General features: G+C 32.3%; 8 protein-coding genes. All 8 read left to right on the top strand.

Annotated features, from left to right (window positions below; all coding sequences use genetic code 11):
* Positions 1–36 precede the first annotated feature (36 nt).
* The 8 genes from FLAVO9AF_RS15480 to FLAVO9AF_RS15515 all read left to right on the top strand — a co-directional run bounded on the left by FLAVO9AF_RS15480 (position 37) and on the right by FLAVO9AF_RS15515 (position 15,582).
* Positions 37–990, top strand: a complete 954-nt coding sequence (locus FLAVO9AF_RS15480) for a Fic family protein (RefSeq protein ID WP_159691384.1) — start codon at positions 37–39, stop codon at positions 988–990.
* A 118-nt stretch (positions 991–1,108) separates the two neighbouring features.
* The gene (gene uvrA / locus FLAVO9AF_RS15485) at positions 1,109–3,943 is read left to right on the top strand and encodes an excinuclease ABC subunit UvrA (protein ID WP_159691387.1); all 2,835 of its coding nucleotides are present in this window, start codon (positions 1,109–1,111) and stop codon (positions 3,941–3,943) included.
* A gap of 36 nt (positions 3,944–3,979) precedes the next feature.
* Positions 3,980–6,421, top strand: coding sequence for an AAA family ATPase (locus tag FLAVO9AF_RS15490; RefSeq protein WP_159691390.1), 2,442 nt, complete (start codon positions 3,980–3,982; stop codon positions 6,419–6,421).
* 10 nt (positions 6,422–6,431) lie between these two features.
* Positions 6,432–8,153 (top strand): hypothetical protein, encoded by a 1,722-nt coding sequence (locus FLAVO9AF_RS15495; RefSeq protein WP_159691393.1) that lies wholly within the window; start codon positions 6,432–6,434, stop codon positions 8,151–8,153.
* A 186-nt stretch (positions 8,154–8,339) separates the two neighbouring features.
* Positions 8,340–9,068: a TIGR00730 family Rossman fold protein gene (locus FLAVO9AF_RS15500; protein ID WP_159691396.1), complete on the top strand. Its 729-nt coding sequence runs from the start codon at positions 8,340–8,342 to the stop codon at positions 9,066–9,068.
* 293 nt (positions 9,069–9,361) lie between these two features.
* The gene (locus tag FLAVO9AF_RS15505; protein ID WP_236552347.1) at positions 9,362–12,190 is read left to right on the top strand and encodes an aminopeptidase; all 2,829 of its coding nucleotides are present in this window, start codon (positions 9,362–9,364) and stop codon (positions 12,188–12,190) included.
* A gap of 187 nt (positions 12,191–12,377) precedes the next feature.
* The gene (locus FLAVO9AF_RS15510; RefSeq protein ID WP_159691399.1) at positions 12,378–14,786 is read left to right on the top strand and encodes a thiamine pyrophosphate-dependent enzyme; all 2,409 of its coding nucleotides are present in this window, start codon (positions 12,378–12,380) and stop codon (positions 14,784–14,786) included.
* Between the two features lie 115 nt (positions 14,787–14,901).
* The gene (locus FLAVO9AF_RS15515) at positions 14,902–15,582 is read left to right on the top strand and encodes a peptidoglycan DD-metalloendopeptidase family protein (protein WP_159691402.1); all 681 of its coding nucleotides are present in this window, start codon (positions 14,902–14,904) and stop codon (positions 15,580–15,582) included.
* Positions 15,583–15,584 lie beyond the last annotated feature (2 nt).

Genomic DNA, 15,584 nt, shown 5'->3' on the forward strand with positions numbered 1-15,584 from the left:
TTATTTATCCGATATTAGTTGTATTTTTGTGGGGTTATGTGGAAAATAGATTTAGGATATCGCGAAGAATTTCAATCAACTTTTGAACGATTGTACCAAAAAAAACAAGATTTGCAAAACAGCAGACCCTTGCCTACTATCGCTTTGAATAAAATAAAAGAAAGTTTATCCATAGAATGGACCTACAATTCCAATAGTATAGAAGGAAACACCTTAACATTAAGAGAAACCCAAATGGTTTTGCAAGAAGGCATCACTATAAAAGGGATTTCTTTAAGAGAACATTTCGAAGCACACAATCACGACAAAGCCATTGATTACCTTTTTTCGATAATCAATGAGAACTATGTATTGCGAAGTATTGATATATTATCGTTACACGGTTTGGTATTACGCTCGATTGAAGATGATTTTGCAGGTAGATTACGTAATGGAGGTGTCCGTATTTCGGGAGCCAATTTTATTCCACCCAATGCGAATAAAGTTTCGGATTTACTAGATGAATTGATTGACTTCATTAACACCAACCCTTTACATCTAAACGATATTGAGTTGGCTACTATTTTTCATCATAAATTAGTTTGGATTCATCCTTTTTTTGATGGCAATGGAAGAACGGTTCGTTTAAGTATGAATTTGTTATTGATGCGATGTGGTTTTCCACCAGCAATTATTCTCAAGAACGATAGAAAAAAATACTATGAAGCCCTCAATCAAGCTAATAATGGTAACTATCAAAAATTAATACTCTTGATGAGTCAAGCACTTGAGCGAAGTTTGAATATTTACCTAAATGCTATGCCTGATAGTAACAACGACTTTCAGACAATAGCTAATATTGTTAGTGAACCAAGTAGCCCTTACGGACAAGAATATGTTAGTTTATTAGCTCGAACGGGAAAAATAGACGCCTACAAAGAAGGGCGAAATTGGTACACCACCAAAGAGGCCATTGAAGCCTATATCAGTACCAGAAAAAGAAAACGCTAACCCAAAAAGTTAGCGTTTTTTTGTATCCCTTTTTTAACACAATCTTCGATAGTGTTCTACCAAAAGAATAAATCAAAATAGTAACTTTGCTTCCGACCTATTCGGAATTTGCAAAATTATGCTAGATACAAACAATACTATTGAAGTTCAAGGCGCTCGCGTTCACAACCTAAAAAACATCGACATTGCTATTCCTAGAGAAAAACTCGTTGTCATAACAGGACTTTCGGGTTCGGGAAAATCGTCTTTGGCATTCGACACTATTTATGCCGAAGGACAACGTCGCTATGTAGAAACATTTTCGGCTTATGCCCGACAATTTTTAGGAGGATTAGAACGTCCAGATGTTGATAAAATCGATGGTCTTTCGCCTGTGATTGCTATTGAACAAAAAACGACTAGCAAAAGCCCGCGTTCTACCGTGGGAACAATTACTGAAATATACGATTTCTTGCGTTTGTTATATGCGCGTGGTGCTGATGCCTATAGTTATAATACGGGAGAAAAAATGGTTTCCTACTCTGATGAGCAAATCAAAGAATTAATCATTCAGGATTTTAATGGAAAAAGAATCAATATTTTGGCTCCAATCATTCGAGCGAGAAAAGGACATTATGCCGAACTCTTCCAACAAATTACCAAACAAGGTTTTCTAAAAGTAAGAGTAAATGGAGAAATTGTAGACATTACTCCCGGAATGAAACTCGACCGTTACAAAACACACGATATAGAAATTGTAGTGGATAGAATTGTTGTTGATACTTCTGATGACATACAAAAACGTTTGTCCGAAAGTATCAACACTGCTATGCATCACGGTGAAAATGTATTGATGATTTTGAATCAGGATACGAATGAGGTACGCTTTTTTAGTCGTAATTTGATGTGTCCAACTACTGGAATTTCGTATCAAAATCCTGAACCCAATTTGTTTTCTTTCAACTCACCAAAAGGAGCTTGCGAACACTGTAATGGATTAGGGACTATTAATGAAATCAATACCAAAAAAATCATTCCCAATCCAAAATTATCTATCAAAGCAGGTGGTTTTGCTCCGCTTGGAGAATACAAGTCGTCTTGGATTTTTAAGCAGCTTGAAACTATTGGAGAAAAATTTAATTTTAAAATAACGGACCCCATCGAAAAAATTCCTCCAGAAGCTATTGAAATGATTTTGAATGGTGGTAAAGAAAAATTTGCTGTTCAATCCAAGGATTTGGGCGTCACGAGAGAGTACAAAATTGATTTTGAAGGCATTTCACATTTCATCAAAAACCAACACGATGAAAGCGGCTCTACTGCTATCAAGCGTTGGGCTAAAGAATTTATGGACGAAATTGCTTGTCCAGTTTGCGAAGGTTCTCGCCTTAAAAAAGAAGCTAATTATTTTAGAGTAAACGAAAAGAATATTTCTGAATTGTGCACTATGGACATTTCAGATTTGACGGCTTGGTTTTTGGATTTAGAAAATCATTTGACCGATAAACAAAAACGAATTGCAACAGAAGTCATCAAGGAAATCAAAGACAGATTAGCGTTTTTGATGAATGTTGGTTTAAATTATTTGGCGTTGAGCCGAAGTTCTAAATCACTTTCGGGTGGTGAAGCACAGCGCATTCGTTTGGCTACCCAAATTGGCTCGCAATTGGTTGGTGTGCTTTATATTTTAGACGAACCGAGTATTGGTTTACATCAGAGAGATAATGAAAAACTAATTCATTCGCTAGAGCAATTGCGTGATATTGGCAATTCCGTTTTGGTCGTTGAGCACGACAAAGATATGATTGAACGTGCCGATTATGTAATAGATATTGGTCCAAAAGCAGGGAAATATGGAGGCGAAATCATCAGCATTGGTACTCCACAAGAAACCTTAGCATCCAATACTATAACTGCACAATATTTGAATGGAAAAATGAAATTTGACATTCCCAAAAAGCGCAGAACTGGCAATGGAAAGTTCCTTAAATTAACTGGAGCAACGGGAAACAATCTAAAAAATGTTTCTATAGAAATTCCGCTAGGGCAAATGATTTGTGTAACAGGTGTTTCGGGGAGTGGAAAATCAACTTTAATCAACGAAACCCTCTACCCTATCTTGAATGCTTATTATTTTAACGGGGTCAAAAAACCGCAACCTTATAAAAAGATTGAAGGTTTGGAACATATCGATAAAGTAATTGATATTGACCAAAGTCCAATTGGAAGAACACCGCGTTCTAATCCTGCGACTTACACTGAGGTTTTTACCGAAATCCGCAATTTGTTTACGATGACTTCCGAAAGTATGATTCGGGGTTACAAAGCGGGACGTTTTAGTTTTAATGTAAAAGGGGGGCGTTGCGAAACCTGCGAAGGTTCTGGTGTTCGAACTATCGAAATGAACTTTTTACCTGATGTGTATGTAGAATGCGAAAGCTGTCAGGGCAAACGATTTAATAGAGAAACCCTTGAAATTCGCTACAAAGGCAAATCGATTTCGGATGTATTGGATATGACTATTGATGAAGCGGTACCGTTTTTCGAAAATATTCCAAAAATATATAGAAAAGTAAAAACCTTGCAAGATGTTGGTTTGGGTTACATAACGCTTGGACAACAAAGTACCACGCTTTCTGGTGGTGAAGCACAACGTATTAAACTAGCGGGTGAATTGTCTAAAAAAGATACAGGAAATACGTTTTATATTTTAGACGAACCTACTACAGGCTTGCATTTTGAGGATATTCGGGTGTTGATGGATGTGATTAATCGATTGGTGGACAAAGGAAATACCGTTTTGATTATCGAACACAATATGGACGTCATTAAACTCGCCGATTATATCATTGACATTGGTCCCGAAGGCGGAAAAGGTGGTGGACAGCTTGTAGCCAAAGGAACACCTGAGGAAATCATTAAAGTAAAAAAGAGTTATACAGGAGAATTTTTAAAGAAAGAATTGAAAGTTTAATTTAAAAAAATTACTTTTAAAGAAATATAAAATTAAATGAAAATAATAGCAAAAAAAGTTAGACAATTTATAGGTTACAAAAATGGACTAATAAAACCAATATTTAAAATTGATGATAATCAAAACATATCACCAATTTCTTTGGAAGAATATCCAAATAGTGGACATATTTTTTTTAGTGATTATGAATTATTAGATAATGATATAAAAGAAGAAATATTTTTAATGGATAATTGTTTTTTTATATCAGAAGACAATAACTATGAAGATAAAAAAACGGAAAGTGGAGCTTGCAAAAAAAGAATAAATTACAATACTAGAATAAGTAGTTATTTCAAAAATATTGAGCCTACAAAATTCATTCCTATTTATACAAATAGTTTTTCCATACAAAATAATGAAGTAGATTTTCCAGAAAATATAAAAAGTAAAATATTCTTTCTTAAAAACAAGACAAAATTATTTGGTCCCTTTGAAAGAAATGGTAAAGAGCTTAAAGCTATAAATTTTAAAGAATTTGAAGAAAATTTTAACGATCAATTATTTTTAAATTTTATTGAAGACTATGAAAGAAAATATGACACTTCAACAATATTTGAGATAATACTAGAAGAAGCATCAAACTTCATTTTTTCAGATAATGAAGGTTTTGAGTATCTAGAAGATTTTAAATTTTTTATAGATAGTAAAATTGGCATTGCAATTGACTTTACTCCCGTTGCATCACTTCATAAATGGGCTCTAGAAAAACTAGAACAAAGTTCACCAAGTATTTCTCCTTTCTTAAAAGAGATTAAAAACATATCATCATCAGCCATTTCTTCTGCTGAAAATCTCAAATGGAAAAAGTATATTGATTATTTAGAAACAATTAAGAATGAAGAAGTTGAGATTGAAAATTTAGTTAAGTTATTATTTAACAAAAAATTCATTAAGGAAACAATTGATACTTCTGAAATAGAGAAATTAAATAAAAAAATAGAAAATATTGAGAATGATTTAAAACTAAAAGATAATGCAAATTTAGCTTTAATTGACGCAAATAGAACTTTAAAAGATAAACTCAAAGAAGAAAAAAGTAAGGTAAAAGAAAATAGTAAAGTAGATGCTATTCGCTTTCCAAACCTTTTCAAAGTTTTAGATATTGAAAATGAAATTAATGAAATTGAAAAAATTTTAATTGAAAAAATAACTTCTTCAAATCTAAAAAAGGAAAACGAAAGGCTCTCTGTAAGAATAGAGATATTAGACGAGGAAATCAAAAAGAAGCAAGAAGAATTAAGAGGAGTTGAAGATTCTGTAAAAAAGATTAAAGATATATTTGACAGAACAGCATCTGAACATACTGCAAAATTACAAGAAGCTAAAACGTACAACGACTTACTAAATGGTATTGAAATCTTGCCAAACAAGGATAAAAAAAAGGTTTCAGAAATAATAAAAGCAAACATAATTTCATTGAATCCTGATATAACTGCAAAAAAATACATCCTTGAAATTAAAGAAAGATTGTCAAGTCAAGGGAGGGAATATTCTTTTAACGATGTTGCAAATATAATAATTACAATCAACCAAACATTTATAACCATTATAGCTGGTGCTCCTGGAGTTGGCAAAACTTCATTGGTTGAAAAATTATCAAAAAGTTATGGACTAAACGAAGATTATGGTTATCTGGAAATTGCTTGTGCAAAAGGATGGACATCTTCAAAAGATTTGATTGGTTTTTTTAATCCGTTAACTAATAAATTCCAACCAGCCAAAACCAAATTAAGAGAAGCTTTAAAAAAATCCGAAGAAAATCCAAATGCTCCTTATCTTGTTCTGCTCGACGAAGCTAACTTGAGTCCAATTGAGCATTATTGGTCTGATTTTATTAAGCTTGCCGATAGCAATTATTCACGAAAAATAAAAATTTCAGATGATGAAGAAATTCAGTTTGGAGATGGTTTTAGATTTGTTGCAACCATAAATCACGACTACACGACGGAAGCACTTTCAAACAGATTGATAGATAGAGCTGCAATAATACAATTAGATAAAACAAATATTATTACTGATGATTCAACAATCAACATTGATTCAATTTGTAATTTTAAAGAAGTAGAAAATATTTTTACGGAAACACAAAAATGGCAAACAGAAGAAACATTAATTAAAGATACATTCAATAAAATAAAAGAAAGATTAGAATCTAATCATACTATCTTAATTAGTCCACGAAAAGAAATTGCAATTTATAAGTATTGTAAAGTTGCTACTGGCTTATTAGAAGGCAATAGTTATGTTGCACTTGATTATGCCATATGTCAACACATTCTCCCATTAATTAACGGGAGGGGAGAATCGTTTCAAAAGTTACTAGAAGGTTTGAAAAGTGATTTGAATGATAAAGGAATGACCAAATCAGAAAAATTATTGACCAAAATAATTGAAAGAGGCAAAGTGTTAAAACACTTCAGATACATTTACTATTAATCGTTAATTTATGATGAATTGTATTTTACATTGCTTAAAAAACAATCAAAATCAAAACTTTGAGTTAAACCAAGGTGACTGTATCGATGAAACTGATAATTTTTCTTTTTACTTAGAAAGTGATTCCGATTGTGGTGACGTAAGAATTGACATCACAGATATACCTTTTAAACTTAATAGGCTGACTGAAATTAAACATAAATATATTTATGTACTTGATTACAATTCTCTTCAAGATTATTTTCAAAGCCAAAAATTTAGAATTGATAGTTATAGTAAAGAAATTTATTGTAGTGCACTCCAAAAAAAAATCTGGTTTTATAGATTATTTGTTAACTATCCTATTGGTCGCTGCGACATTCTGTTAATTGAGAATACAACCGAAAGAATAATACAATCTTTTAGTTTGAATATTAATTCATCAAAAATAAATGAGATAGAGTTCGATTCGTTAGTTAAATATATTGAATCAAAAAGAACAAAAATATGGACAAAACATTCCTTATTAAAGCATACAGCAGCTCCATTGAATGCAGATGATAAAATAGAATGGCTACTTAATTTTTGCGAAAATTTTGTTAATGATTTAAAAAACGAACATCTTCATTTTTTTAGTTTCGATAAAATTAAAATTATCAAGCAAAAAAATGAAATTGTAAACTATACAGCAGAAATAAATATATCAGATGAATCATTATTTTGGCTAATAAATAACTTAGACACTTTATATCCATCCACATCCTACGATGTAAATAAAATAATAATAAATAATAGACTCTTTGCTCCTTTAGAAATACTCTCAAATGAACTTGAAGAAAGTACTGACACAAACGAAAATCAAATAATACACGGTTTTTTAACTGAGTTAAAACTTTTCTTAAATCAAATTAAAGACTCTTTTGAAGAGAATATTAAAAATTGTTCCAAAGTTACTTTCGACGGTCGCTTAAATTTCTATTCTTACAAAAGAAGTCTAAAACGTTTGCAAGACATAATTGAAAACATAATTGAAGTTAAATTTTATTTAGACAGATATATACCTGTAACTAATGAAACTTTAGATTTTATCAATACCAACAAAATAGAATCTAAAGAACATTATAATTTTGTATACAAAAAGCTAATTGAATGGTTACTTTATAAAAACGCTACCTATTCTAAAGATAAAAAACTATTCAAAGGAATAAACAGAATGGATCAACTATTTGAAAAAGCTTGTTTTTACAAGTTAATAGATTCTTTCATAAATTTAGAATATGAAGCTGAAGAAATTAGTCGAAATGAAGATGGGTTCCCTAATAAAATTAAATTATTTAAAAAAGGTATTGTTCATTATTTGTATTTTGAAACAATACCAAACAAACTTACAACAGTCCGAAATAATTCTGGAAAGTTAAAACCTGATTTTACTATTGAATTGGAGAATGGTAAATTCATAATTATTGATGCAAAATACAAGAAATTAGACATCATTAATAGATTTGATTATCCTGATTTAACATTAAAATATCTTCACGGTATAGGAAATAAATCTGGTGGTTTTTTCAATCCTTTAGGATTATTTGTATTATATCCAGGAATCGAAGATTCAATAGAGTTTTATCAAAATAAGGAATATGATTTAGATAGCGACAACCCTGTATATCCATCAATTGGTAGTATTGGATTAAACTTTGAAAATGAAAGTCGATTATTAAATAACAGTATTCAGAAACTTCTAGAAGTTAATTAATTTAACATAATATTGATTTAAAACTCTAATCAAAGCATACCTGAGGAAATCATTAAAGTAAAAAAGAGCTATACAGGAGAATTTTTGAAAAAAGAATTGGTATAATTCCCCTCAACAACAGAAAAGAACAAGAACATAATAATAACAGATTTTTATCCGTTGAAAAAATAATAAAATTGAAAGCATATGAAATTAGAAGATTTTGATAACGACGAAGACAAAGTGATTCAAGACAAATTGAAACGCAAAACTTGGAATGAAATTCGTACGAATGATAGCTGGGCGATTTTCAAAATTATGTCCGAATTCGTAAATGGATACGAAACAATGAGTAGAATTGGGCCTTGTGTGACTATTTTTGGTTCGGCACGTTTAAAACCTGACACCCCTTACTATTTATTGGCTGAGAAAATTGCTTATAAAGTTAGCAAAGCTGGTTACGGCATCATCACAGGTGGTGGACCTGGAATTATGGAGGCTGGAAACAAGGGTGCTCATTTAGGTGGAGGTACTTCAGTAGGATTGAATATAGAATTGCCTTTTGAACAACATTTCAATCCTTATATTGACCACGATAAGAACCTGAATTTTGACTATTTCTTCGTGCGCAAAGTAATGTTTGTGAAATATTCGCAAGGATTTATTGTGATGCCAGGTGGTTTTGGTACAATGGATGAACTATTCGAAGCTATTACATTGATTCAGACTAAAAAGATTGGAAAGTTCCCAATCATTTTGGTAGGAACTAGTTTCTGGTCGGGTTTGATAGATTGGATTAAAAGTGTATTGGTGGAAAGAGAACATACCATTAGCGAAGATGATTTGGACTTATTCAAACTCGTGGATACCGAAGATGAAGTCCTAGATGTATTGGATAAGTTTTATAAGAAGTATGATTTGAGTCCAAATTTTTAATAGAAAAACTGTCCTGTCGGACAGTTTTTTTTTACAATTAGTAGTTCGTTTCAAGGAGAATATGTATTTTTATGTGGAAGAGTTAGATTTTTGTTTTGAAATGAAACCAAGAAAGCTAAATGTTTATCTTTAGCCCCGATAGTAGCGGCATCCTTTGTTTTTTTCTTTAAAAAAACAAAGATATAGCGGATAGCGGGACGTTGTTTCCTGAAAAGCCTATTCTTTCTGCTTCAAAAAAAAGCAACTCTATTTTAATTGAATGTAAGTTTACCCCTAAATCCAAAAGCTGTTTGATGCGCCAATCTACTTGTTTATTTTTTTTGTTACTGTTGTTCTTCTCTTTTTCTGCAAAAGGGCAACATCAGACAAATCTTAAAGCCACAGTAAATTGGACTACTAAATCACTTTATGTAGAGCAAGAAATCAATTTTAATAATGATAGTGACGACACCTTAAAAACGATTGTTTTGAACGATTGGAACCACGCTTACTCTGACCTATCGACTCCGCTTAGCAAACGTTTTTCTGATGAATTTTATCGCGGTTTTCATTTGTCTAAAAAAGAAGAACGAGGCGGGACTTTTAATTTAAGTATTCGAGATAGAGAACAACAAGAGTTGCTTTGGGAACGTTTGAATAAAAAGCCGGATGTCATTGAAATACAATTAAAAAAACCACTACTTCCCGGCGAAAACCTTACAATTCAACTTAATTATTTGGCAAAAATACCAAGTGATAGATTTACCGGTATTGGCTATTCTGCCAAAAAAATGAACCTTAAAAATTGGTTTTTGTCGCCAGCTCGATATGAAAATCAAGCCTTTACAAAGAACAGTAATGCAAACTTAGAAGACATTGCGAACGCATTAAGCTCCTTTGAAGTTACGCTAAAAGTTCCTCTAAATTATGCTGTGACTACAGACTTGATAGCAACAAAAAAAGAATCAGATAGCAACGCTACAACTTATTCTTTGAGTGGCAATAATAGAACTGATTTTAGTCTTTTTGTTGAGGAAAAAAACAGCTTTACAAACTATAAAAGTGACCTTATTGACATACACACAAACCTAAAAGATAATGCTATTGACCCTATTCAAAAAGCAATTATTATTGATAGAATTGTACATTTTGCAAAAAATGAAATAGGCTTGTATCCACATACTAAAATTACGGTTAGCCAATCTGATTATGAACACAATCAGTTTTATGGATTGAATCAGTTACCCTCTTTTTTGAGTCCATTTAGCAATGAATTTATATTTGAATTGCAGTTTTTGAAAACTTTTTTGAATAATTATTTAAAGAACACTTTGCGATTAGACCCCAGAAAAGACAATTGGATTTATGATGGTATACAAATTTATACTATGATGAATTATATTGATACTTACCATCCTGATAGCAAAATGTTTGGAACCATAAGTAAGATAAGAGTATTAAAAAGTTACAATCTATTTAATCTCGATTTTAATGACCAATACAGCTACTTCTATATGCTAATGGCAAGAAAAAATCTAGACCAACCACTAGGTGACCCAAAAAATACTTTAATAAAATTCAATGAACAAATTGCAAGTAAATACAGAGCTGGATTGAGTTTTAAGTACTTGAATAATTATTTAAAAGAAGCAACTGTACCTAAAAGCATATTGGCTTTTTATGATTTAAATCAAAGAAAACAAACCAATGATGATGATTTAATAAGCATTCTTAAATCGAATACAACAAAAAACATTGACTGGTTTTTTGAGACAATCATTAACTCCAGAAAATTACTTGATTTTAAGATTGATTTAGTAAGCAAAACAAAAGACAGTATTCGTTTTTCTATCAAAAACAAGACAAATGTTTTTGTACCTGTACCAATTTATGGGACCAAAAAAGGAAACATCGTTTTTAGCAAATGGTTAGACATCCCGAAAAATCCAGATACTATTTACAGTATCCCAAGAGAAAATGCCGAGAAAATAATTTTGAACTTAAACAATGAAGTTCCCGAATTTAACTTAAGAAATAATTGGAGAAAATTGAATGGTTTTTTTCCAAATAATCGCCCTTTAAAGTTTGTATTTCTAAAAGACCTAGAAGACCCGTATTACAATCAAGTGTTGTATACTCCAGTATTAGGATTTAATGTATATGATGGTTTTTCTCCTGGCATACGTTTTCATAACAAAACGATTTTAAACAAGCCATTTACATTCGATATGAGTCCGATGTATTCCTTAAAAGCAAAGACTTTTTCGGGTTCTGGATTTTTTGTAGTGAATGAAAACTATCGAGAAAGTAGGTTGTACAATGTTCGCTATTCGCTTGGAGCATCCTACTTTCATTATGCTCCCGACGCTACCTACCTACGACTCAATCCAATGATACAAATGCAAATTAGAAGCAGGGATTTTAGAGACAATCGGAAGCAACTTTTAGTATTTCGGCATGTTATGGTCGATAGAGAGAAAAGCGCGATTGTCGTGGATAATTCTATGCTAAACTATTCGGTTTTTAATGCCAGATACATCAATTCAAAAACTGAAATAACCAATCATTTGAGTTTTTCAACAGATTTACAATTGGCAAAAGAATTTGGTAAAACATCTGTAGAGATTGATTACCGAAAATTGTTTCGGGGCAATCGACAACTGAATTTAAGATTGTTCATTGGGCGTTTTTTGTATAATACTTCTACAGGTACAGATTTTTTCAGCTACGCACTAGACCGCCCAACGGATTATTTGTTTGATTACAACTATTACGGACGTTCAGAAAGTACCGGATTTTTTAGCAGACAATTTATCTTGGCCGAAGGAGGATTTAAATCAAAACTCAACACACCTTATGCCAACCAATGGTTGACTACTTTTAATGCAAGCTTCAATATATGGAATTGGATTGAACTTTATGGTGATGCTGGTTTTGTTAAAAATAAAGGTACACAAGCACAATTTGTTTATGATAGTGGCGTTAGACTGAATCTATTAACTGATTATTTTGAACTCTATTTTCCAGTTCGTTCAAGTAATGGTTGGGAAATTTCTCAAAGAAATTATAATCAAAAAATTCGCTTTGTCGTTACATTTGACCCAAGTAAACTAATCAATCTTTTTACAAGAAAATGGTTTTAAAAACACTTAAAAACCAACAATAAAATAGTAATTTACTATTATTTTAATAAAATAACGAATAATTAAATAATTTAAAACCCTTAAAAAACGGTTTTGATTGAAAATAATTTAATTTTATTTTATCTAACGAATTATGAAAATCACTTGTTTTTAAGTAAGTTTGCATAAAATTACTATCTACTACACCATGGTAAAAGAACAACACAACACTACTTTAACTTTTGAAGATTTTAAAACAGAAGTTATAAACGATTACAAATTAGCCATTACCAGTCGCGAATGTAGCCTTTTAGGACGTAAAGAAGTACTTACCGGGAAAGCTAAGTTTGGTATTTTTGGTGATGGTAAGGAAGTACCACAATTAGCAATGGCTAAGGCTTTTCAAAACGGAGATTTCCGTTCAGGTTATTACAGAGACCAAACTTTCATGATGGCTATAGGCGAATTAACTCCGGTTCAATTTTTTGCTGGATTATACGGTCATACAGACTTGAACCACGACCCTATGTCGGCAGGAAGACAAATGGGAGGCCATTTTGTTACACACAGTCTGAACGAGGATGGTAGCTGGAAGAACCTAACACAACAAAAAAATTCAAGTGCCGATATTTCACCAACAGCAGGGCAAATGCCAAGACTGTTAGGATTAGCACAAGCTTCAAAAATATACAGAAACATACCTGAGATAAGTAACGCTTCTAATTTTTCTAAAAACGGAAACGAAATTGCTTGGGGAACAATTGGTAATGCAAGTACCTCTGAAGGTTTGTTTTTTGAAACCATCAATGCTGCTGGAGTACTACAAGTTCCTATGGTAATGAGTGTTTGGGATGACGAATATGGAATTTCTGTCCACGCCAAATACCAAACTACAAAAGAAAACATTTCGGAAATTCTAAAAGGGTACCAAAGAGACGAAAAAAATAACGGTTACGAAATTTTTAGAGTAAAAGGCTGGGACTATGCAGAATTGATTGCTACTTACGAAAAAGCAGCAGCTATAGCACGCGAAGAGCACGTTCCTGTTTTAATCCACGTACAACAACTTACACAACCTCAAGGTCATTCTACATCAGGCTCTCATGAACGCTATAAAAACAGCGACAGATTGGCTTGGGAAAAAGAATATGACTGTTTACGTCAAATGCGTTTATGGATGATTGCAATTAATATTGCTTCTCCAGAAGAATTAGACGTGATTGATGCAGAAGCAAAAAAAGAGGTTTTAGAAGCCAAAAAAGAAGCTTGGAATAACTTCATTCAACCAATAATTAATGAACAAAAAGAGCTAATTAATTTATTAGAACAATTAGCACCTTCAAGCATCAATAAAGATTTTATCGTAAAACATATTGCTGATTTAAAAGCCATTAAAAACCCATTAAAAAAGGAAATTTTAATTGCAGCTAGAAAATCATTGCGATTGCTAATCAATCAAAAAGGACACACTGAATTAGCTCAATGGATATCAGCTTACATCAATAAAACGCAACCAAAATTCAGTAGCAATCTTCACTCTGAATCAAAATTCAATGTTCAATCAGTAGAAAAAATAGCGCCAACGTATAACGAAAATGCGTCTGCTGATACTGACGGAAGAATGATTTTACGTGACAACTTTGACGCTCTTTTCAACAAATATCCTGAAGTTTTAATTTTTGGAGAAGATGCCGGGACTATTGGTGATGTAAACCAAGGATTGGAAGGTATGCAAGAAAAATATGGAGAATTACGTGTTGCCGATACAGGTATTCGTGAAGCTACCATACTTGGCCAAGGGATTGGTATGGCGTTAAGAGGATTACGTCCTATCGCAGAAATTCAATACTTAGATTACTTATTGTATGCTATTCAAATCATGAGTGATGACTTGGCTACATTGCAATACCGTACCGTTGGAAAACAGAAAGCACCACTTATTGTTCGTACTCGTGGTCATCGTTTAGAAGGAATTTGGCATTCTGGCTCTCCAATGGGAATGATTATCAATGCTGTTAGAGGAATGCATGTATTGGTTCCTAGAAATATGACACAAGCTGCTGGATTTTACAACTCACTCTTAGAATGTGACGAACCGGCTTTAGTGATTGAATGCTTAAATGGTTACCGCTTGAAAGAAGTAGCTCCAACTAATTATGGTGAATTCAAAACACCAATTGGAGTTGTTGAAACACTGAAAGAAGGAACAGACATCACTTTGGTATCTTACGGTTCAACTTTGCGTTTGGTACAACAAGCCGCTAACGAACTTTTAGAAGTGGGAATCAATTGCGAAGTTATCGATGTGCAGTCATTACTTCCTTTTGACTTGAATCATGATATTGTAAAAAGTTTAGCTAAAACGAATCGCCTTTTAGTCATCGACGAAGATGTTCCTGGTGGTGCTTCGGCTTATCTTTTACAACAAATTACAGAAATTCAAGATGGTTACAAATACTTAGACAGCAAGCCTGAAACACTTACTGCCAAAGCACATCGCCCAGCTTATGGAACCGATGGAGATTATTTTTCAAAACCATCTGCTGAGGATATTTTCGAAAAAGTGTACAGTATGATGCACGAAAGTAATCCTGCTAAATTTCCTAGTTTATACTAAAAAATAAACACTTATAAAAAAATGCCGTTTCGAATAGGAACGGCATTTTTATTTATGAAATAAACATTTTGTTATATACTTTTTTTATTACTTTTAAAATTCAATAAAAAAAGGAATGACCTCACTTGAACAAGTACTACAAAAACTCGAAGGAATAAAAGTAATTGCTCCAGCAGTCCCTTATTCTTCCTATGTTGCCTTAGATTTATCTATTCACAATCAAGAATTAACAAACTATAATCTAACTACTTCTGTCGGTTTTGAAAATTATATCGAAAACTATTTAAAGGAAAATCAAGCTAACATCGCTTATGGCGGATATAACGAAACAAGAAACTTATATAAAAGAAGCCACGTGTTCAATACTTCAGAGGAAGAGGAACGCAATATACACATTGGATTAGATTTATGGACAACTGCTAATACCCCTATTCTAGCTGCGTTAGATGGAAAAATTCACAGCTTTCAATTCAATAATCAATTAGGAGATTACGGCCCAACTATTATTCTAGAACATCAAATTGACGACCACCATTTCTACACTTTATACGGACACTTGTCCCTAGAGAGCATTCAAAACCTTTCCAAAGGACAAATTGTAAAAAAAGGAGAACAAATAGCCACATTAGGAAAAGCAAGCGTAAATGGCGACTATGCACCTCATTTGCATTTCCAAATCATAAAAGATATTCAGGATAAAGAAGGTGATTATCCAGGAGTATGTAGTCAAAGTATGCTTTCTTTTTATTTATCCAATTGTCCAGACCCTAATTTATTATTAAAAATCAACTCATAATC

This window comes from Flavobacterium sp. 9R (assembly GCF_902506345.1).
Taxonomy (GTDB): Bacteria; Bacteroidota; Bacteroidia; order Flavobacteriales; family Flavobacteriaceae; genus Flavobacterium.